The organism is Streptosporangium sp. H13245 (assembly GCF_055690525.1).
This window is the reverse complement of sequence record NZ_JBSZKT010000013.1, coordinates 88,494-109,951: the sequence shown is the minus strand read 5'-3', so window position 1 is coordinate 109,951 and position 21,458 is coordinate 88,494. Positions and strand designations below refer to the sequence as shown.

Sequence of the window (21,458 nt, the reverse complement as noted above, 5' to 3'; positions counted from 1 at the left end):
GTACGGCTTGACAAGGGACGCGCAGTCTCCCAGGCCGGCAATTCCAAGATCAGCCCACGGCCGCTTTCTCCGTATCCCGGCCGGTCCCGAGCTATGCGCCGGTGATCAGGCGTCGTTCCAGGTCGATGATCGGCTCGATGCTTTGCAGGTCGTAATTGCTCAGGATGACGGCCGTCCAGTCCATGTCGAGGTAGATGGACCAACTGGTCGATATGCCGCCCGCGCCACCTCCGTGGGTGACGATGCGCTGGTTGTTGTAGGTAGCGGCCACCGGCCCGTATGCCTGGAAGGTCTCCCCGCGAAGGGAGCTGCCGGAGGTGTTCTCCCTCAGCGGCTTGGCGGAGATCTTTCCGTTCACGTACAACTCCGTGTAGGGCCGGGCGGTGAGCTTGCCTCCTTGCAGCGCGACCGCGAAGCGCACGAGGTCCGGGGCGGTGGAGAAGCCGTTGCCACCGCCTGTCCCCATCCACCCCCGGGCGGAGTTGCTGCCCTGGCCGGCGTCGCCGTAGACGGAGCCCTTGTCGAGGTTACGGACGGCGTCGACCCGCGTACCGTCCTTTTGGTACATGTACGGATGGGCGATGCGCTTGTCGGCCAGCCACTGGCGGCGGTCGTAGTAGGCGGAGCCCTTCATGCCTGCCGGGATGAAGACGTTCTGGCGGACGTAGTCCTGGAACGACGTGCCGGAGACCTTCGCCACGAGTTCGCCGAGCAGGGTGTAGCCCATGCTGCTGTAAGCCTTCTTCGTCCCTGGGGCGAACTCCAGCTCGAAGGTCTTCAGATTCGCCCAGAAGTCCGCCATCTGCTCCTCGTAGCTGTTGTGGATCTTCTCCGGCGGCGGCTGCTCGCCGGCGCGCCGGGCGTCGCCCAGGCCACTGGTGTGCGTAAGGAGATGATGCACGGTGATGCGTTCGGCCATCCCCGCCGGTAGGCCGTCCAGATGCTTGCTCACCAGGTCGTAGAACTTGAGCTTGCCCTGCTGGACGAGCTGCACGACAGCGAGCCCGGTGAACGGCTTGGAGGTCGAAGCCAGAGCGTAGATGGTGTCGATCTTGTTCGGGACCTTGCCTTCCTTGTCCGCCCAGCCGTAGGCGCGGGCCAGGACCTGGCGGCCGCGGTGTGCGATCATCACGGTGCCGGAAAACTGATCCTTGTCCGCCAGTTCTCTGATGTGCTGGTCGAAGGCTCCTCCGGGGCGCAGGTCCTTGGGGATCCGGCCAGGGCCTGAAGAGAGGTCGGCGTTCACCTCCGCGGTTCCTCGCGTGGTCAGGAGACCACCGGCCGCCAGCGGGGCCACACCCAGGAACCCGAGGGCGGAACGGCGCGAAGGGTTGTGGTCATGCGAGCGACGCGACAACATCATGGAAATCCTTTCACGAGGGGCGACGTACGAGGGGATACCAGCACGCAGTGCGTTTCCCCGGCGTTTCCGTTGCCCCCGGCGAGACGACCTCGCCCTCGCCGTCCGATCCGGATCCGAGCGGCCCCTTCACCGCGGCTGATCACACGTGGGCAGCGGATCGAACCGCGTCGGGGGCTCCCACGCTTCTCGTCCAGCCCCAATCCACGATCGGGCTCCTACCTGGACATCTGGAGACGGTCCGCGCCTGGGCAGGCGCCCTCGGCTCGTCGGGACGCGGAGGAATGACGCTTCAGGAATCGACATGAAGTCGTCGAGGAGGCCGTGCGCCCGCCGGTGCCGTGAGCGTGGTGGCCCGGCAGGCGCATGCCCGTCAACGTCAAGCCGGCGGGGTTTACCTCGCGAACTCCCGAGCCGCGAGGTGTCGCCGGATTATTACCAGAGGTCGTGCCATCCCGTGCACTTCGTGGATCCGCCGACTATCTTTCCGCAGGCGCGGAAGACCCAGCCGGGGGCGCCGGGGTTGAGCATCTTGGCCGCGCTGGTGTTGGGCGAACCGGTGCTCTGGACGCTGAAGGGACCGCACTGGATGTGGCCGTTCCCTCCGGTGGTGCTCCAGTCCAGCCAGACCTGGTCTCCCGGCCTGGTGGAACCAGTGATCTTGGCGAACGCGTGCCGTCCGGGGGCGCTGCTGACGAGCGTGGTCAGCAGTCCCACCGACCTGCCGCTGCCCAGGTTGACGGAGGTCTGCTGGCCACCGGCCTTGTTGTAGGGGATGTTGACGAAATCGTACGTGGCGCAGTCCTGGATGGTCGCCTGGGCCGGTGCCGCGGTGGCCGTGGCCAGCGTCGCCGCGGTCACGAGGACGGCGGCACATCCCGCCAGGCTCTTCAGTGAGACGCTCATGCCCGTTTTCTCCCTAATCGTTCTCTGTGATCCTCCACACGAGGATCACAGGCGTCCGGGCGGGAGCCGTTTCATCTGAGCGCCAGCTCATTGACCATGCGTGCCAATCGGATACGGGGCCGGGCCGGTGTCGGCGCTCACAGCTTCACACAACCCCAAAAACAGTGTCATCAGTGCACAAGTGGGACAACTGGCTACTTTTCTCGGGAATACCTCGGATCGTGATCAATATCCCGGAGTGCAGCGTTGTGGTCATCACCTACAACGATGCCGCACGGCTGGCCAGGGCCGTGCGGTCCGTGCTTCGGCAGTCCCTGCGCGACATCGAGGTGATCATCGCGGACGACGCGAGCACCGACGACACCGGGAAGGTGGCCCGGGAGCTGCAGCGCGCGGACCCGAGGGTCCGGTACCTGCGCGGGGAGGTCAACAGCGGGGGCTGCGGGGTCCCGCGCAACAGGGGGGTGGCGGCGGCACGGGCGCCGTACGTGATGTTCCTGGACAGTGACGACGAGCTGACCAGGCACGCCTGCAAGAGCATGCTGCTGGAGATCGAGCGGACCGGCGCGGACTTCGTCACCGGGCAGATCGCGCGGCTGTACGAGCAGAGCGGCAAGACCGCGCGCTACTACCCCGCGCTGTTCACCAGGCGCAGGACGGTCGAGGGGATCGCCGGGGAGCCGGAGATGTTCCTCGACTCCTTCAGCACCAACAAGCTCTACCGGGCCGAGCTGCTGCGGCGGGTGCCGTTCCGCGAGGACATGCACTACGAGGACCACGTCTTCAGCACCGCCCTGTACTGCGCGGCGCGGCGGTTCGCCGTGGTCCCCTGGGTGGTCTACCTCTGGCACCGGGCCTCGGCGGAGAGCGAGGCGCGGCTGTCGATCTCGCTGTGCCTAACGGACATGGCCAACGTCCGCTCCAGGATCAGGGCCGCGAGGCTGAGCGACGACATCCTGCGCGAGAACGGCCTCGACGCCCTGGTGCACGAGCGGCAGCGCCGCTTCATCCGCCAGGACCTGCGCGTCTACCTCAACCCGCTGCCCTCGCGCGACCCGGCGTGGATCGAGGAGTTCGTCTCGGTGATCCATCCCTACCTGGCGGAGCTCGACCCGGTGGTGTTCGAGACGGTCGATCCGCTCCTGCGGGTCTGCTGCAGCTTCATCCTCGACGGCAGGCCCGACGAGCTGCTGGTGGCCGCCCGGTCGCTGAACGGGCCGAAGGCCCCGCCGCGCGCCGCCGTACGGGACGGGGGGCGCACCTACTGGGGGACGGTCGCCGACGAGAGGCGGGAGATCACCTCGCTGCGGATGGCCGAGCTTCCCTACAGCGCCTCCCGGCTGCGTCACGAGGCGGTCGTCACCGGCGAGGGCGCGCTGGTCAGGCTGGCGATCACGACGTACGACCCGTTCGGGGTGCTCGCCGCCACGCCCGGCTGGACCGCGTTCCTGCGGTTCAGGAACCACCGGGTACGGCTGGAGCCGCACGCGCCGGAACCGGGGGGCGACGGCGGTTACCTGAGCGAGGTGACGATCGACCTCTCCGCGATCCGCCACGGCCGCCTGGGCTTCGACGGCCGCTACGACCCGGTGATCGAGATCGTCAACCCCGACGGGCGGGTCACCTCCGACCGGTTGCTCGTCGACCCGTCCACCGCGCCGTCCGGCACGACCGTCCTGTGGCACCGGGTCATCGTCAAGGCGGAGGGGAACGCCGCGTTCCTGCGGGTGCTCTGGCGCCGTCAGGGGCTGCTGCGGCAGTTGCCCCGGCTCAAGCGGGCCGGTACGCGTCTGCTGCGGAAGGTGAGCGGGCCCGAGGTGAAGCTCCGCGCCTACAAGGGGCTGATCTCCGTGCTGCCGCCGCGCGGGAACCTGGCCCTGTTCGAGTCCGACGTCGGCACCGGCTACACCGGGAACCCGCGCTACATCTACGAGGAGCTCAGGCGGCGGAACACGCCGCTGAAGGTGGTGTGGTCGGCCGTCGAGACCCGGGGGAGCTTTCCCCCCGGCGTCAGGCTGGTGCGGCGGATGAGCTGGCGCCACATCTGGACCATGGCCAGGGCGGGCTACTGGGTCGACAGCCACGGCATGCCGCTGGCCTACCCGAAGCCGCCCGGCACCCGCTACCTGCAGACCTGGCACGGCCAGGGCATCAAGTCGGTCGGCTTCGACGCGCCCGACCTGCGCGCCGACTTCGACGGGCCGAGGGCGACCTGGCGGGCCGCGGTGGACCGCTGGGACGCGCTGGTCTCGCCCAGCGCCGAGTTCGAGCGGGTCTTCGTGCCCTCCAACGGCTACCGGGGACGGCTGCTGCGACACGGCTCGCCCCGCTGCGACGTGCTCGTGCACGGCGACCGGGAGGCGGCCAGGCGGGCGCGGGAGGAGCTGGAGATCCCGCACTGGTCCAGGGTGCTGCTGTACGCCCCCACCTACCGCGACCGGGCCAAGGGGTCCGGGCAGTCGGTCAGGGCCGACCTGGCCGCGATGGCCGAGGCCCTGTCGGGCGACTGGACGGTGGTCCTGCGGACCCACCCGGTCGAGCGGTTCGAGGTACCCGAGCACCTGCGCCACTTCGTCCGGCAGGCGGGCTCGTACCCCGAGGTCAACGACCTGATCCTGCTCTCGGACGCGCTGCTGACCGACTACTCGTCGCTGATGTGCGACTACGCGGTCACCGGGCGGCCGATGCTGTTCCTGATCGACGACTGGGACGAGTACCGCAGGGTGGAACGCGGGGTCTACCACGACCTGCCCGCGATCGCCCCCGGCCCCTGCCTGACCACGACCGAGGAGCTGATCGAGGTGCTGCGCGATCTCGACGGGTTGACGGCGTCGTTCGCCGCCAGGTACATCGCGTTCCGCAGGACGTGGTGCGCCGACGAGAAGGGGCACGCCTCGGCGAAGGTGGTGGACGCCTTCTTCGAGCCCCTCCACGCCCCGGCCCCCGACCCCGCAGAGGTGTGGGAACGCGCCCTGTCCGAGGCGCGGCACCCGAGCCGCCTGCCGCTGCCGGGACGGCCTCGGTGAACGGCGGGCGTACGGGGGCGGTGGTGTTCGCGTGCATGGACGCCGACACCCTGGGCGGCATCCAGCGGGTCACCCACACCATGGCGCAGGGCCTGGCCGAGCGGGGCCGCGAGGTGCACGTGATCGGGCTGCACCGGGCCGAGCGGCCGTTCCGGTACGTGGAACGGCCGCGCTACACCAGTCACGTGATCCACCGGACTCCCGTGGGAAGGCTCACGCGGCTGGGCAGGCGCCGCGAGCGGCGGGCGCTCGGCGACCTGCTGCGCGGGGTGGGGCCGGGGTTCGCGGTGCTCTCCTCGCCCAGCGTGGTCACCCGGATCGGGGACCTGCTGCCCGAGCGGCTGCTGCCGATCGGGCAGTACCACGGGTCGTACGAGCACGCGCGGGGGTCGTGGCACCTCGGCTCGGTCACCGGCCACTACGGCACCCTGGAGAAGGCGGTGTTCCTCAGCGAGGAGGACGCGTGGCTGTTCTCCGAGCACGCGCTGCTGCCCAACACCTGGTCCATCCCGAACCCGCTGCCCGCCTGGCCGTCGCGGACCGCTGAGCTGACCGCCCGCCGGGTGCTCGGGGTCGGCAGGCTGGAGGGCGTGAAGCGGTTCGACCGGCTGATCTCGGCCTTCGCGGAGGCGTGCGGACGACCGGGTTCCGGGGAGGCCGGTCACCGCGCGGACCTCGCGGAGGCCCGCCGCGAGGCGAGCGAGGGCTGGGAACTGCACCTGGTCGGCGAGGGGGCCGAGCGGGGGCGGCTCCAGTCGCACGCCGCGGAGTGCGAGGTGAGCGACCGGGTGGTGTTCCGCGGCGCGGTGCCCGCGGCCCTGATGGGGGACGAGTACGTGGGCGGGTCGGTGCTCGCGCTGTCCAGCGAGCACGAGGGGCTGCCGCTGGTGGTCGGCGAGGCGGCGTCCTACGGGGTGCCCTCGGTGGCGTTCGACGTGTCGAGCGGGCTCAGGTCGCTCGTACTGGACGGGCGGACCGGGGTGCTGGTGCCCCCGGCCGACGTGACCGCGCTCGCCACCGCGCTGGCCGGGCTGATGGCCTCGGCCGAGGAGCGGCGGCGGCTGGGAGCCGCCGCCCGCGCGCACGTCGAGGCGTTCCGCCCGGACCACGTCCTGGACCGATGGGAGGCCCTGTTCGACCAGGTCACCCGCTGAGCGTCACGGGCTCTCGCTCCCGGCGGACCCTGACGTCCTGCCCGAGCGGGTCACCCGCCGATTCTCATAGGCTCGTCTAGGCTCACCACGAGACGGTCATCCGCTCACCGCGACGGGTTCGTTGCGTGGCATCGGCACTCCCGCCAGCACGATCTGGGCGGAGGTGAGCCGTGCCCCCATCGGGTTCGGCTCGCGGAGCCGGATCAGCCGGTCGAACGCGACCCGCTTGACGCGGGCCAGCTTCCGCTTCGCCGCGGTCCGCTCGTAGGAGACCATCCGCGAGGTCTCGACCTTGGGCGCCCCGGTGAGCTCGTACCCGTACGTCTCCAGCCGGTCCCCGAGCACGCTCTCGCACAGCGAGATCTCGCCGGGGTCGAGCCGGTCGCGCCACGAACCGGTCCGCGCGGTGGTCACCTCGCCGAAGGTGCGCGCGTGCCAGGTCTTGCGGGCGGGTACGGCGATGTCGGCCACCGCGCCCGGGTCGCACATGGCGGGGTCGAAGTCCTCGCCGAGGAACTCGCACAGCCGCCGCAGGTGGGCCTCCGGCTCCGTGGTCAGGTCCTCGTAGCGCAGCTCGTGGTAGCTGCCCTCGGGAAGTTTCGGCGCGCCGTGCCGGGCGAAGTCGATCGCCTCGGCCCAGACGGAGACCGCGCTGTAGACGCTCCCGTTGTACCAGGGCATCTCCTTCAGCGACGCCACGCAGTCGCGGCCGTCCCTGATCAGGTGCACGAACTGGGCGTCGGGGAACAGGCGCAGCAGCACGTCGGTGTACTGGAAGTACGAGGGCCGCTTGTCGCCCCAGCGCGGCTTGCCGTGCCTGGCCGCGTACGCGCGCAGCACGATGCCCAGCGCGGAGCCGAGCGTCGGCGGGCCGCCGACGATCTGGTCCAGCACCTCGTCGCGGTTCAGGTCCAGCTCGTGGAAGCGCGACTGGCGCCGGTCGACCACCCACTCGCCCAGCTCGCGCCGGTGTTCGGCGTCGCCGAGGTCGCCGAACTGGAGCCGCCGCTGGTAGGTGGAGACCATGAACCGGGTCTCCGGGGGGATGGCGACGCGCGGGTGGGCGTGCAGCATCAGCTGCAGCATCGTGGTCCCCGAGCGGGGACAGCCCAGGATGAAGATCGGGCGATCGGGCTTCATGTCAGACCTTCGCAAGCTCGCCGAGTTGCCGGCTGGTGAGCCTCGCGGCCACCGGGCTCGGCTCGCGGAACCGGTTGAGGCGGTCGCGGATCTCCTTGCGCCTGCGCGCCCAGCGCCGCTTGGACGCCGCCTTCTCGCACGCCTCGACGTGGGCCTTGCTCGCCTTGGGGGCGCCGCTCAGCTCGTAGCCGTTGGCGGTGAGCCGGTCGGCGAGCACGGTCTCGCACACCGAGATCTCCCAGGGCTCCAGCCTGGCCTTCCACGACCCCGCCCGCGCGGTCGTGACGTCGCCGTGGGTGTTGCTGTGCCAGACCTTGTGCTGCGGGATCGCCACCCTGGCGACGTGGTACGGCTCGGTCATCGCCGGGTCGTACTTCTCGCCGAGGAAGTCGCAGAGCTTGCTCAGCTCGGTCTCCGGGTAGGCCGTCAGGTCCTCGTAGCGCAGCTCGTAGTAGCTGTCGGCGGGAAGCTTCTTGGCGTGGTGGCGGCCGTAGTCGATCGCCTCGCTCCAGTTGACCGCCGCGTGGAAGACGTCCTTGGTGTACCAGGGCATCTCCTTCAGCGACGCCACGCAGTCGCGGCCGTCCCTGATCAGGTGCACGAACTGGGCGTCGGGGAACAGCCGCGTCAGGAGGTCCACGTGGTGGTAGTAGCTGGGCCGCTTGTCACCCCAGCGGCTCTTGCCGTACTGCTCGGCGTACGAGCGGAAGGTGATGCCCATCGCCGACCCCAGCGTGGGCGGGCCCGCGACGATGTCGTCGATCAGCTTGTCCCCGTCGAGTTTGAGCTCCTTGAACTTGGTGTCCTTGTCGCTCACGATCCACCGGCCGACCCTCCGCCGGTTGCGCTCCTCGCGCAGGTCCCCGAAGGAGAACCTGCGGTAGTAGCCGGGCACCACGAACCGTGTCTCCGGAGGCACCGCGATGCGCGGGTGCGAGTGCAGCATCAGCTGCAACATCGTGGTGCCGGAACGCGGACAACCGATCACGAAGATCGGGCGGTCGGACTGCATGACAACGAACCCCCGTAAAGCTTGGTCAAACAGATACGCGTGGCGCCTTCTCCACGAGCGGCACGACGGGCACCACCCGGGCGAAGAGCCACATTCGGTAGATCAAAACGACCTCGTTCAGCAGAAGCAGCACCCCCGCCGCGACCGCGAGGGGCACCAGGGCGACCGTCCCGATCAGCGGGGCGACCACGAACACCGCGGCGTGGAACTCGATGCCGCTGATCAGGTGGGTCCGCACCCGGTGGCGGGCCAGGAGGCGGGTGAACCTGCGGGGCAGCTTCGGGCGCCTGCCCCCCCGGGGGCCCTGCCGTCCGGCCCGGCCCTCGCCCCGGTTCCCGCGGCCCTCGTCGCGGTTCTCGTCCGGGTCCTCGAACCCGGCGACCCGGATCGGCTCGCGGGGCGTGATGACCTCGACGGGCCTGACGCGCCCCGCGCGCCCCGCGCGCACGGTGTGCCCGGCGGTCATCTCCCCGGGCCTGGGGGGTCCCACGGTCACCACGGACTCGACGGATTCGACGGACTCGACCGGTGCCAGGCGTCCTGGCCGGTTCTCCCTGACCACCTCGCGCACGCGCTTCATCTGCGGCGCGTTCACGTAGCGGAACAGGTCGAGCACGGCGACCCCGGCGCCGAGCAGGATGTAGGAGACGTCCCCCGTCACCGCGTACTGCCCGGACGCCAGCCCCGCGGCGCAGCAGACCACCCTGATCCGGTCGCCCACGTAGTCGAGCCAGAGCCCGAACGCGGTCCCCGTCCCCTTGAGCCGGGCGATCTTCCCGTCCATGCAGTCGACCATGAAGCTCACGTAGAACAGCAGGGCCCCCGCGGCCAGCCGTCCGGACGCGAAGCAGATCGCCGAGCACATTCCGAGGATCAGGGAGAAACGGGTGAGCCCGTTGGGGGTGACGGACGTGTGGTTGGCGACGAGCAGGGTGAGCCTGCACGCCACCGGGTCGACCAGGAAAACGGTCCACCAGGAGTCTTTTCGTTTCCGGGTCGCGTGAACGTCGTCCAACGAATAGGCCCTCATGCGTTCCAGCATGGCCACGCGTCGTCCTCTCTCATCTACGCTCTGTAACTACTAGAAGATCTCCATGCCACTTCTTGACCGACCCGCGCCACAGGGATCGGGTGCTTTGGGGACACGAAAGGCCGAGGAGGGCTTCCTCGGCCTTTCACCGGGCCACCGGCCGCCTCACCGGTGCCGACCTGCGGCTTTTCCCACGTCTGCCCGCCGCTTCCCGTGGCTTCTTACGTCCGCCCGCCGCTTTCCCGCGCGGAGTGGGCGGGCGGCTAGCGGAAGACCCGGTCCACGGCCCTGGCCGCCGCGCCGCCGTCCTCCAGCGGGCAGAACCTGGCGGTGAAGGCGTCGTACAGCTTCCGGTACTTGGCGTGCACCTCGGCCGCGTCCCGTACGGCCTCCACGACCTCCTCGGTCGTCCGCAGCAGCGGCCCGGGGGCCTCGGCCTCGAAGTCGAAGTAGAAGCCGCGCACCTCGTCGCGGTAGCGCTCCAGGTCGTAGGTGAAGAAGAACATCGGCTTGCCGGTCACCGCGAAGTCGAACATCGCCGACGAGTAGTCCGTGATCAGCATGTCCGCGACCAAGTAAAGCTCCTGGATATCCGGATATGTCGAGACATCGAGGAGGAAGTCCGAGTCGAGCCTGGGCAGCCTGTCCGTGACGCTCGGATGCTTGCGGATCATAAGCACGTGGTCCCGGCCCAGCTCCTCGCTCATGTGCTGGAGGTCCAGGCGCAGGTCGAGCCGGTAGCGCCCCTTGCTGTAGAACTTGTCGTCGCGCCACGTCGGGGCGTACAGGACGACCTTCCTGCCCTCGGGCAGGCCGAGCCGCTCCCTGATCTCCCGGGTCCGCTCGGCGGCTCCGGCGCGGCGCAGCAGGTCGTCGCGGGGGGAGCCGATCTCCAGGACCTCCCCGTCGAAGCGCAGGGCGCCGTCCAGGACCGAGGTGCACCAGGGGCTCGGCGAGACCAGGTGGCTCCACCGGGCGACGGCCCTGGCCAGCCGCTCCTGGTGGTCGGACCTGGCGAACGGCACCTTCTCGACGTCGAAGCCGATGCGCTTCAGCGGGGTGCCGCGCCAGGTCTGCAGCACCGTCTGGCCCTCCCTGCGCTCGAACCAGGAGGGCAGGTGGCTGTTGGTGACGATGTACTGGCAGCGGGCCAGCGCGTCGAAGAACTCCCGCCCGTACCTCCGGATCGGCGTCACCCCCTCGGGCAGCTCCACCTGACCGTCCCTGACGATCCACATGAACTCCAGGTCGGCGCCCCGCCGCACGAGCTCCTCGTAGATCGCCCTCGGGCTGTCGGAGAACTGCCTGCCCCCGTAGCTGTCGAAGAGGACGGCGGGCCGCAGCGGCTCCTGGCACCTCGCGGGGTAGAAGTCCTCGCGCAGCAGCCGCTGCTGCTTCGGCCTGCCCGAGGCGCGCAGGTCGTCGCTCACGGTGAAGACGGCCTCGTCCATCAGGTCGGTGTCGAAGACGTACGTACGGGTGGCGGAGACGTGCTCCAGCGGCGCGGACAGCCGGAACTCCATGCGCATGTCACCGGTGCCGGTGCGGATCGCGAAGCCGTGCGCGCCCGCGGGCAGCGGCAGCCATCCGCCGAGCGTGTCGCTCCCCTCGGGCGTCACCGTGGCGCCGCCGCCGACGAGCGGGAAGAGCCGCTCGTTGAGCCGGTTGCGCGAGGTGACGACCAGCGACGCCGGGCCGTCGATCGGGCGCATCGGGGCCCCGGTCACCTTCAGGTGGCCCAGGTCGGTCCACTCCACCCGCTCCACGTAGAACGTCGGCCGCTGCTCGCGCAGCACGAGCCCGCCCGCCTGCGACCGGTCCAGCACCACGTCACGCCCGCGGAGCCGGTAGAGGCCGCGCTCCACGTCGCGCCCGACGAGCAGCGGCCGGGCGTGACCGTCCTCGGGGACGACCTCGAACTGCCATTCGGCCCCGGGGTTGAGCGCGCTCATCTCCAGGCTGGCCGGGTCGAGCCCCGGCCAGCGTTCGGACAGCACCTCGTCGAGGTCGACCACCGCCTCGAAGGCGCCGTCCGACACGGTCATCGGGTAGCGCCGGTCGCGGCCACCCTGCGGCCGGGTCAGCCGCAGCGCCGGAGCGGCGCCGAGGTCGCCGTCACACTTACCGCTGATCCTCAGCCTGCCCTCGGCCACCCGGTGACCGGTGACCCGGCCGCCGGGCCGTTCCACCCGGAGCCTGAACTCCTCGGCGGGCGTCCACTCCGCCCACGCCACGGTTCCCGACTCGCGCTCGGTGAACTCCAGCCGCCGCGCGGCCGGGCTCGGCTGGGCCAGACTGCCCCTCCGTACGAGGCCCCGGGACAGCACGCACAGGTCGATCCGCCAGGACGTCCCCGCGGGGAGCGCGGCCGGGTCGACGGCGACCCGGAACCCGCACCAGTCCTTGCGCCTGCGCGGGCCGGTGTCGACCAGCGACAGGCCCCGCCGGATCGTGACCGGAAGCCGGATCCTGCGGCTGTGTCTCCCGGGGCTCCCGGGGCCCTCGGGGACCAGCCAGGCGAGGACGTGCTGCTGCATCCGCCTGCGGGGACGCAGGTAGCGCAGCGAGACCCGGCCCTCGACGACCAGCCTGTCGTCCTTCCAGTCGAGGCTGTCCACCCGCTGCCGCAGGTCCAGCTCCTCGCGCATCCGGGTGGTCTGCCGCTCGACCTGCACCGGGACGTTGAGGTGGTACCCGCGCAGGCCGCCTCCGACGACGCGGGCGGTCGGCTTGACCGTCCTGTCCCACTCCAGCAGCTGGAGGAGGTCGTCCAGCCGTCGTTCCCGTACGAGAACCCACTTCGCCCGGCGCTGCGCGGGGATGAGCGAGAGGACCTTCGGCCCCGCGCGGTCCAGGTAGGCGTTGGCCAGGTCCAGGAAGCGGCTCCTGAACTCCTCCCCTGCCTGGTCCAGCACCTGGAGGAAGTTCGGCAGGTCGCTGTCGAGGACCATCCGGTCCCACGCCCTCAGGTGCTCGGCCCGCCCGGTGTCGGTGAGGAAGCTCCGCACGGAGTTGACGGCGGCGAACCGGTCCTCGATCCCCTTGACGTGCCCCCGGTTCTGGGTGATCGAGACGCTCTCCCCCTCCCGCTCCCGCCACAGGTAGACCGGGGTGGACAGCACGTCCACCGCCCCGGCCAGGAAGTGGGCGGGCAGGGAGACCGCGATGTCCTCCCACAGGACCCCCTCGGGGAAGCTCAGCCCCTGCTCGTCCCAGAAGGAGCGCCGCCAGAGCTTGTTCGTGACCAGCCGGTCCTTGAGCAGGATCTCGTCGCCGGTCACGTGGGTCCGCCGGGCGGAGTTGGCGAAGATCACCCTGTGCATCGCCGACTGGCGCACCCCCTGCCCGCTGAACCGGAGGACGTTGCCCGTGACGAGATCGGACCCGCTCTCCTCCAGGCTGCACACCATCGTCTCGACGGCCGTCAACGGAAGCATGTCGTCGCTGTCCAAGAAGGCCATGAAATCGCCGGTGGCGTGCCGTATACCGGTGTTGCGCGCGGTGCCCAGGCCCCCGTTCTCCTGCCGGATCAGCCGGAACCGGGCATCGCGCCCGGCGAAGGTCTCGGCGATCTCCGCGCTGGAGTCGGGAGAACCGTCGTCCACCATGACGACCTCGATGTCACTCCAGGTTTGCGCGACCAACGACTCCAGACACGCCTCAAGGTACGGTTCCACGTTGTAAATGGGCACGATGATGCTCACTGGGGCCACGATCGGTCCTCCGGTAGTCGAAAGCTCACAGTCCGGTCCATCGGCGTGAACGCCGGACACGGCACGCAGGTGGAGATCCACTCGTCGTGGACGACGTCACAGGCGCGCGGCGGAAGGTCCAGCGGTCGCCGGAAAGCGGCGGAAGGAGCCCGTGTGCCCGTCGACACAACCTGGCGGCCATGAACGCGACGTAGACGTCACGCCAGCAGCATGGCTCCGTGGCGGGCCTGGCGAGTCCAGAACATGACCGCGATGGAGTGAGCTGACCGAGACTTGACCATCTCCCGCGCATCTTCCACGCATCTTTCGCGGACCTCCGGTCCTGCCCCGGCCTCGCGGCGCGGCAACGCCTTCCCCAAGCCCAGGTCAAGGCTGGGAATGCACACGTCCTAGTAAGACGTAATGACCCTTCGGTCCCCCCTGGCCGTCCGACACGATCGTGTGACCGAGACGGGCGAGATCGCGGCAAACGGCATTCGCGGGGGGAAGCGCATGGAGTCAACAGTGGTCGTGGGAGCGGGGCCCGCCGGGCTCACCGCGGCCTACGAGCTGGCCAGGCGAGGACGCCCGTGCGAGGTCTTCGAAGCCGACCGCGTGGTCGGCGGGATCAGCCGGACCGAGGAACGCGACGGCTGGCGCTTCGACATCGGCGGGCACCGCTTCTTCACGAAGGTGTCGCGGGTGGAGGACTTCTGGAACGAGATCCTCGGCGAGGAGGACTTCCTGCTCCGCCCGAGGATGAGCCGCATCCACTACGGGGGCCGTTTCTTCGACTACCCGCTCAGGGCGTCCAACGCGCTGCTCAACCTCGGGATCCTCGAATCCCTGCGGTGCGTCGGCTCGTACGCCTGGGCCCGGATCAGGCCGCCCGCCGACCAGTCCACCTTCGAGGGCTGGGTCGCGGCCAGGTTCGGCCGGAGGCTCTACGGGATCTTCTTCAAGACCTACACCGAGAAGGTGTGGGGTGTTCCGGCCACGAGCATCCAGGCCGACTGGGCCGCGCAGCGGATCAGGAACCTCTCCCTGGGAAAGGCCATCGCCGACGCGCTCACCCCCGGGAGGAACCGGAAGGAGGTCACGAGCCTCATCGAGGAGTTCCGCTACCCCAAGCTGGGGCCGGGCATGATGTGGGAGGCCTGCGCCGACCGGGTCCGCGAGCGGGGTTCCACCGTGCACCTCGGCACCCGGGTCGAGCGCGTCCGCCGCCACCACGGCCGCCTGGCCGTCACCGTCCGCTCGGACGACGTCCTTCACCCTGACAACCGCGGCGGCGTTCGTTCAGACGGCACCGTGCGCTCAGACGGCGGCGGGTGTGTCACCCGCGAGGTGCACTGCGACAACCTCATCTCCTCGATGCCGCTCAACGCCCTGATCCGCGCGTTCGGGCCGGACGTGCCCGACGTCGTCGCGGAGGCCGCAGCGGGGCTGAAGTACCGCGACTTCCTCACCGTCGCGCTGGTCGTCCCCGAGCGGTTCTCCTTCCCCGACAACTGGATCTACATCCACTCCCCCGAGGTCCGGCTCGGCCGGGTGCAGAACTACGGCTCCTGGTCGCCGTACCTGGTGCAGGCCGGACGGACCTGTCTCGGCCTGGAGTACTTCGTCAACGAGGGCGACGACCTGTGGCGCACGCCGGACGACGAGCTCGTCGCGTTCGGCACCCGGGAGCTGGAGCACCTGGGCCTGGTGACCCCCGGCTCGGTCCGGCAGGGCTACGTGGTGCGGATGCCGAAGGCCTACCCCGTCTACGACGCCGGTTACGCCGGCAACGTCGAGGTGCTCAGGAAGTATCTCGACGTGGAGTGGCCGGAGATCCACCCGGTCGGCCGCAACGGCATGCACCGGTACAACAACCAGGACCACTCCATGCTCACCTCGATGCTGACCGTGGAGAACATCGTCGACGGGGCCCGGCACGACGTCTGGGCGGTCAACGTCGACGCGGAGTACCACGAGGAGCGCGCGGGCCGGAAGAGGACCGCGACGGGCACCGGCCGTGACGCTCCCGTCCTGCTCGCGGACACGCCCGCCTCGGCCTGAGCGGACACGCGAGGCCCCTGAGCCCTCCGAGCCCTCCCGCGAACACGTGAGGACCCCCCGACCAACACCAGCGATCCCATGACGCCTTGCCTGGCCTCCGCCCACCGGCGCGGGCCACCGCGGGTCAAGGCTCTCCTCCCAGCCGCCTTGGAGTTGCGCAATGACAGCACAGCGATACACGGTCCCCGACGTCAGCGTGATCGTCATCACCTACAACGACGCGGCCCGGTTACCCCGGGCCGTGCGCTCCGTTCTCGGCCAGACGCTCAAGAACCTCGAAGTCGTCATCGTGGACGACTGTTCCGGCGACGACACCCCCTCGGTGGCCAAGGCGCTCACCGAGGAGGACGGCCGGGTCCGCTACGTGCGGCTGCCCGCCAACAGCGGCGGCTGCGGCGCGCCGCGCAACGCGGGCATGGACGCCTCCCGCGCGCCCTTCCTGATGTTCCTCGACAGCGACGACGAGCTGCCCCGGCACGCCTGCAAGAGCCTCCTGCTGGAGGCGGAGACGACCGGCGCCGACTTCGTCATGGGCACCGTGGAACGCGTCGACGAGGCGACCGGCGCCGTCACCCTCTGGTACCCCCAGCTGTTCGCGGAACGGCGGGTCGTGGACGGCATCCGCGCGGAGCCCGAGCTTCTCTTCAACTGCCTGGCCACCAACAAGCTGTACCGGCGTACCTTCCTCGACGTCACCGGCATCCGTTTCCCCGAGGACATCCACCACGAGGACATCGTCTGGTCGACGGAGCTGTTCTGCCGCAGCAAGCTGTTCGCCATCGTGCCGTGGCCGGTCTACCGCTGGCTGCTCGCCGCCACGCCCGCCACCAGGTCGATCTCGTCCCGGCGGCACGAGCTGGAGAACGTGCGCCAGCGCGTCACCGCCGCCGTCCTGAGCGACCGCGTGCTGGCGGCCACCCACTCCCTCGACCTCAAGGAGGACAAGGACTTCCGCTTCCTCTCCCACGACCTCCGCCTCTACCTGGGCGACCTGCCCCAGCGCGACCCGGCGTGGATCTCCGAGTTCGCCGACATCGTCATCCCGTACGTGGACACGCTCGAACCCGCCGCGATCGGGCGGCTCACCCGGGCGGAGCGGGTGTGCCTGCAGCTCGTCCGCGAGCGGCGCGGGGCGGAGGCGACGCTCGCGGCCGTCGAGCTGGGCGGCAGGCACTCCGTCCCACCCCGGGCGGTCACGGCGGACGGCGGGCGGGTGTTCTGGGGGACGACGCTCCCGGGGGACGAGCGGGCCCGGAGCGAGCTGGACGTCACCGAACTGCACCTGGCGGAGCAACCGCTGTCCGGCGCGCTGCTCCGGCACGAGCTCGTCGACCTCCAGGCGTCGAGGGACCGGATCCAGCTGCGCCTGCGGACCTACGATCCGGGCCGGGTGCTCGACGGCCGCACGATGACCGCGTGGCTCCGCGTCGGCGGCAGGAAGAGGGCGATCACCTCGATCCCCGTCCTGATGACACCCGTCGTGGTCGACTCGCCGGAGGAGCGGGAGAAACAGGCCCCGAGGGGACTCGAAGGACAGTGGGAGCCGGAGGAGCCGGAGCGGACGAGAATCCCGCGGATGACGGGGGCTCCCCCGGAGGGGACGGGCATCCTGGAGGGGGAGGTGACGATCTCCCTTCCCGACCTGGAGTGGCCGGAGAACGCCGTCAGGCCGCAGGCGGTCATGATCTCGCTCCACGAGGGCGAACGCCGGAACATCAGGCCCCTCCTCGCGGTCCCGGGGCTGTCGTTCACCTCCGTGGGCACGGTCGGCTCGGGCCGCCTGGTCCTTGAGGCGTCCGCCGACATCCCGTTCCGCCTCATGGCGCGCAGGCTCGGTCCCGCGGCCAAACGGCGGCTCCCGAACGTGCCGGAACTCTGGCGGAACCTGCTGTCCGACCTCGCCACCCCCCGCAACCTGGGCCGCTTCTACCGGCTGGTCAGCGCGACGGTGCCGGTGAACCGCCGCCTGGTGCTGTTCGAGTCGGCCGAGGGCACCGGCTACACCGGCAACCCGCGCTACGTCCACGAGGAACTGCAGCGGCGCGCCACCGGCCTGCGGGCGGTCTGGTCCCACGCGGACGCCCCCGAGCGCTTCCCCGAGGACGTCGACCTCGTCCGGCGCGACACCTTCCGCTACGCCTGGACCCTGGCGCGCGCCGGGCACTGGGTGGACAGCCACAACCTCCCCTACTGCTACCGCAAGCGCGGGAGCACCCGCTACCTGCAGACCTGGCACGGTCAGGTGCTCAAGAAGATGGGGCTGGACGAGCCCCGGCACCGGGCGCAGCCGTCCCTGGCCAGGAAGTACGCCGAGGCGGTGGCGCGCTGGGACGCGCTGGTCACCCCGGGCCCCGACTTCCGCCGCGACTTCGCGGAGGCCAGCGGGTTCGGGGGCGAGCTGCTCCACGCCGGGTATCCGCGTACCGACGTGCTGGTGCGGCACATGGAACCGGCGCAGCGCGAGCGGGCGCGGCGGGTCAGGGAGCTCTTCGAGATCCCGGCGGGAAAGCGGGTGATCCTCTACGCGCCCACCTACCGCGACAGCAGGCGCTTCAGCGGCGACTCGATCCGGCTCGACCTGCCCGCCCTCGCCGGAGCGCTGCACCCGGACTGGGTGATCCTCGTCCGCGCCCACCCGTACGACCGTTTCGCGGTGCCCGACCCGCTCGGGTATCTCGTCCGGGACGCCTCGGCGTTTCCCGAGGTCAACGACCTGATGCTTGCCTCGGACGTCCTGGTGACGGACTACTCCTCGATCATGTTCGACTACGCCTGCCTCGGCAGGCCCATCCTCTACTACGTCGACGACTACGAGCGCTACGCCTCCGCCCAGCGGGGGGTCTGCTTCGACCTGGCCGAGGTCGCCCCCGGGCCGCTGCTGCGCGAGCCCGGCGAGCTGGTCGTGGCACTGGACCGGCTCGCCGAGATCACCGAGAGGTACGGGCGGCGCTACGCGGAGTTCCGCGACCGCTGGTGCGGCCTCAACGACGGGCAGGCGAGCGGCAGGGTCGTGGACGCGTTCTTCCCGGAGGTCATGCGATGAGATCGCGCAACGTCTTCTTCCTCAGCACCGACGGCGACTCGATGGGCGGGTCCCAGCGGGTCATCCACACCCTGGCCCAGGGCCTCGGCTCGCGCGGGCACCGGGTGACGCTGGTCAGCATCAACCCCTCCCGGCAGCCGCAGACCTACGTCGCCGACCCCGTCTACCGGCACGCCACGCTGTACGACACGCCCGCCCCCGAACCTGCCGCCCGCTCGCTCCCGTGGCGCAGGGCCAGGCAGAAAAGGACCCCGGAGGAGGTCGCCGCCGCCCGTCAGAGGCTGCTGCGGCTGACGGACCGGATCGGCGACGGCTACATGGTGATCGCCTCACCCTGGGCCGCCCACTGGATCGCCGACCTGCCCATGCCGCACATCGCCAAGATCGGCCAGTACCACCAGTCGTACACCGAGGCGGTGGACTCCCCGAACCTCAGACTGATCAAGAAGCACTACGCGCACCTCGACAAGGCGCTGTTCCTCTGCGACGACTACGCCGCGTCCTTCACGGAACACCGGCTCGCCAACTGCGGGACCATGCTGAACCCGGTCAGCGTCTTCCCCGAGGAGGCGGCCCCGCTGCGCAACCCGCGGATCGTCTCGGCGGGGCGGCTGGTCAGGGTGAAGCGGATCGACCTGCTGATCGACGCCTTCGCCGCCGCGGCCCCGGCCGTCGCCGAGCCGTGGGAGCTGCACATCATCGGCGACGGGCCGCTCCGGGCGGTGCTGGAGGCGCAGGCCGCGCAGACCGGGCTCGGCGACCGGATCGTCTTCCGCGGGCAGGTCGGCGACGTCGAGACCGAGTACCTGGACGCCTCCATCGTCACCCTGAGCAGCGACTTCGAGGGGTGGGGGCTGGTCCTCGCCGAGGGCGCGGCCTGCGGGCTGCCCGCCGTGGCCTGCGACGCGTCGGCGGGGGTGAGGACCCTGGTCGGGCACGGGGACAACGGCATGCTCGCCGAGCCGGGCAACATCGGGAGCTTCGCCGCCGCCCTGGAACGCCTCATGTCCGACGCCGAGCTGCGCGGGAGGATGGGGGCCAGGGGCAGGGAGCGGATGAGGGAGTACCGGCTGCCCCGCGTCCTGGAACGCTGGGAGGCGCTGTTCGACGAACTCGACCGCTGACGGCCGGGCACGCGCGCCAGAACCCGAAGGACCAACAGGACCCGGAGGACCGACAGGACCTCCGGGAACTCCGGGAACTCCGGGAACTGTTAAGCCGAAGGACCGGCGGGAGGTGCGGGAGGTGCGGGAAAAAACCTCGTCCCGCCGCCGGAGCGGCTCCGGGGCCCCGCTCATCGACGGGGCAGCAGTGCCCCCGCCTCCCGCAGGAGCAGCGGGACGAACAGGATCCCGATGAAGATCGGCGACACCATGAACCGGAAGTCCGGCGCGGTGTTGGTGAGGATCACACCGATCTGCTGCCCCGCGACCACCGCCGCCCCCGCGAGCGCCGCCCGGCTTCCCGTACGCCACCACACGAGCGCGGCCGTGGCGTAGACGAGGTAACACCAGAAGGGCGCCCGCCAGAGCAGCCATTCGAGCTGCCTGACCGTGCTCGCGTCCAGCGCGAACGTCCCGGCGGCCAACAGCCCGGCGGAGATCGGCCGCTGCCGCATCGCCGAGGCCGCCGGGGTGCCCTCCCAGCCCTCGGGGAGCCGGGGATCCCCGAGGGAGAAGCGGTAGAGCTCACCGCCGGGTTCGCCCGAGGTCGAGCCGAGTTGCCAGGCGAGCGCGGCGCGGCAGAGCCGGGCGCTCAGGATCGTGCCGGGCGCGCGGACCAGCAGGCCGCGCCAGAGCTCCAGGACCTCGGAGATCCGCTGCTCGGCCCGCGCGTGGCCGAACGCGGGGTCGAAGAAGACGCCCGCCATGGTCTGGCAGGTCGCCCCCCGGCGCCAGACGTCGAGCGGGGCGATCCCCGCCAGGAGTGCCCGCCGCTCGCGGTCGAAGAGCCGGGGCCGCTCCCCGTACGCCACGGCGAGATCGCCGAACACCGTCTGGTAGGCGAACGAGCGGGACGGCGACGCGATGCCCATCGCCGGGTAGCCGACACCCAGCAGGAGCGGGGGAGCCGTCACCGCTCCGGCCGCCAGCGCCGCGACCCACCGGCGAGCCCCCGGGCGTCCGGACAGGAGCGCGACCAGCGGGACGGCGGCGATCAGCGCCACGAGAAAGCCGTTGTTGCGGAAGAGTCCCAGCCCGAGCAGCTCGGCCCCGAGGGCGGCGAACCGCGGGTCCCAGGCCCACCCCCCACCCCCGCGCCCAGCCGCGTCCCGCGTTCCAGCCCGCACATCGGACCGCACATCGGACCGCACATCGGACCGGGCATCGGACCGCGCATCGGACCGGGCGCTGTAACGGGTCGCGAGCCGTACGGCGGTGCCCGCGGCCAGTACGGCGCACACGGTGAACGGCACGTCCTTCCACATCGACACCGTGAAGGCGCCGAGCGGCGGGGAGAGCTCCGCGCACCCCACCGCCACGAGCAGCGGGCGTCCCCGTACCCCCAGCGATCGGATCGCGCCCGCCAGGTGGGCCAGCGCGGCGGCCATCGCGGCCGTCTGCAGGAGGGTGACCGAGGACAGGTCGCCGGTCACCCTCAGGGAGAGCCCGAGCAGGGCGTCGTAGGCGACCGACTGCCCGGCCACCCAGGGGCCCGTCGTGACGTGCGTGACGTAGGTGACGGAGTCGGGGCTCATCAGACCGGGGTGGAAGCCGAGCCACCAGCCGAGCAGTACGAGCTGGGCGGTCGCGTAGCAGGTGAGCGTGAACCACCGGTCGCGGACCGCTGCCCCACCGGCCCTCCTCCGCCCCTTCTCGACCGGTTTCGGGCTCACCGTACTGATCGTCATGCTTTTCCCAGCGTGCTCCGGCAGGGGGCCGTTGCCCATCATCGGGCATGCCCGGGGCGCGTCCGGCCCGTTATACACACCCATGACCTGGGGAAACGTCAAGTTTGTGCTGAGCGAGGAGCCGCCGTCCGATCACCGGCGGAGCGCGCCTTTCACAGGACATCGTGACGCTTCAGCCCCAGA

General features: G+C 70.6%; 12 protein-coding genes. 5 read left to right on the top strand and 7 right to left on the bottom strand.

What is annotated here, in order from left to right; genetic code table 11:
• Positions 1-91 precede the first annotated feature (91 nt).
• Together ACW9TB_RS20985 and ACW9TB_RS20980 are read right to left on the bottom strand one after the other, a co-directional pair.
• Positions 92-1,246, bottom strand: a complete 1,155-nt coding sequence (locus tag ACW9TB_RS20985) for a serine hydrolase domain-containing protein (protein ID WP_472749721.1) — start codon at positions 1,244-1,246, stop codon at positions 92-94.
• A 549-nt stretch (positions 1,247-1,795) separates the two neighbouring features.
• Positions 1,796-2,266 carry a hypothetical protein gene (locus tag ACW9TB_RS20980; RefSeq protein WP_472749720.1) on the bottom strand — a complete coding sequence of 157 codons (471 nt, stop codon included), beginning with the start codon at positions 2,264-2,266 and terminating at the stop codon, positions 1,796-1,798.
• A 221-nt stretch (positions 2,267-2,487) separates the two neighbouring features.
• On the opposite strand from ACW9TB_RS20980, the gene ACW9TB_RS20975 reads away from it, so the two are divergent.
• Positions 2,488-5,292, top strand: a complete 2,805-nt coding sequence (locus tag ACW9TB_RS20975) for a bifunctional glycosyltransferase/CDP-glycerol:glycerophosphate glycerophosphotransferase (protein WP_472749719.1) — start codon at positions 2,488-2,490, stop codon at positions 5,290-5,292.
• Between the two features lie 35 nt (positions 5,293-5,327).
• Entirely contained in the window at positions 5,328-6,446 is a 1,119-nt protein-coding gene (locus tag ACW9TB_RS20970; RefSeq protein WP_472749718.1) for a glycosyltransferase, read from the top strand.
• A 96-nt stretch (positions 6,447-6,542) separates the two neighbouring features.
• Here ACW9TB_RS20970 and ACW9TB_RS20965 read toward each other — a convergent pair whose 3' ends face one another.
• The 4 genes from ACW9TB_RS20965 to ACW9TB_RS20950 all read right to left on the bottom strand — a co-directional run bounded on the left by ACW9TB_RS20965 (position 6,543) and on the right by ACW9TB_RS20950 (position 13,332).
• Entirely contained in the window at positions 6,543-7,586 is a 1,044-nt protein-coding gene (locus ACW9TB_RS20965) for a sulfotransferase family protein (protein ID WP_472749717.1), read from the bottom strand.
• A 1-nt stretch (position 7,587) separates the two neighbouring features.
• Positions 7,588-8,598 (bottom strand): sulfotransferase family protein, encoded by a 1,011-nt coding sequence (locus ACW9TB_RS20960; RefSeq protein WP_472749716.1) that lies wholly within the window; start codon positions 8,596-8,598, stop codon positions 7,588-7,590.
• Positions 8,599-8,623: 25 nt separating this feature from the next.
• Positions 8,624-9,628, bottom strand: a complete 1,005-nt coding sequence (locus ACW9TB_RS20955) for a CDP-alcohol phosphatidyltransferase family protein (RefSeq protein ID WP_472749715.1) — start codon at positions 9,626-9,628, stop codon at positions 8,624-8,626.
• Positions 9,629-9,891: 263 nt separating this feature from the next.
• Positions 9,892-13,332, bottom strand: coding sequence for a bifunctional glycosyltransferase/CDP-glycerol:glycerophosphate glycerophosphotransferase (locus ACW9TB_RS20950; protein ID WP_472749714.1), 3,441 nt, complete (start codon positions 13,330-13,332; stop codon positions 9,892-9,894).
• A gap of 501 nt (positions 13,333-13,833) precedes the next feature.
• Here ACW9TB_RS20950 and ACW9TB_RS20945 point away from each other — a divergent pair.
• From ACW9TB_RS20945 to ACW9TB_RS20935, 3 genes are all read left to right on the top strand, one after another.
• Positions 13,834-15,381: an NAD(P)/FAD-dependent oxidoreductase gene (locus ACW9TB_RS20945; protein ID WP_472749713.1), complete on the top strand. Its 1,548-nt coding sequence runs from the start codon at positions 13,834-13,836 to the stop codon at positions 15,379-15,381.
• A 160-nt stretch (positions 15,382-15,541) separates the two neighbouring features.
• Positions 15,542-18,424 carry a CDP-glycerol glycerophosphotransferase family protein gene (locus ACW9TB_RS20940; RefSeq protein ID WP_472749712.1) on the top strand — a complete coding sequence of 961 codons (2,883 nt, stop codon included), beginning with the start codon at positions 15,542-15,544 and terminating at the stop codon, positions 18,422-18,424.
• Positions 18,421-19,548: a glycosyltransferase gene (locus tag ACW9TB_RS20935; protein WP_472749711.1), complete on the top strand. Its 1,128-nt coding sequence runs from the start codon at positions 18,421-18,423 to the stop codon at positions 19,546-19,548. Before ACW9TB_RS20940 ends, ACW9TB_RS20935 begins: the two co-directional genes overlap by 4 nt.
• Positions 19,549-19,718: 170 nt before the next feature.
• On the opposite strand, the gene ACW9TB_RS20930 is transcribed toward ACW9TB_RS20935, so the two are convergent.
• Complete coding sequence (locus ACW9TB_RS20930) at positions 19,719-21,275, bottom strand: hypothetical protein (RefSeq protein ID WP_472749710.1); 1,557 nt, start codon at positions 21,273-21,275, stop codon at positions 19,719-19,721.
• Positions 21,276-21,458: the final 183 nt, after the last annotated feature.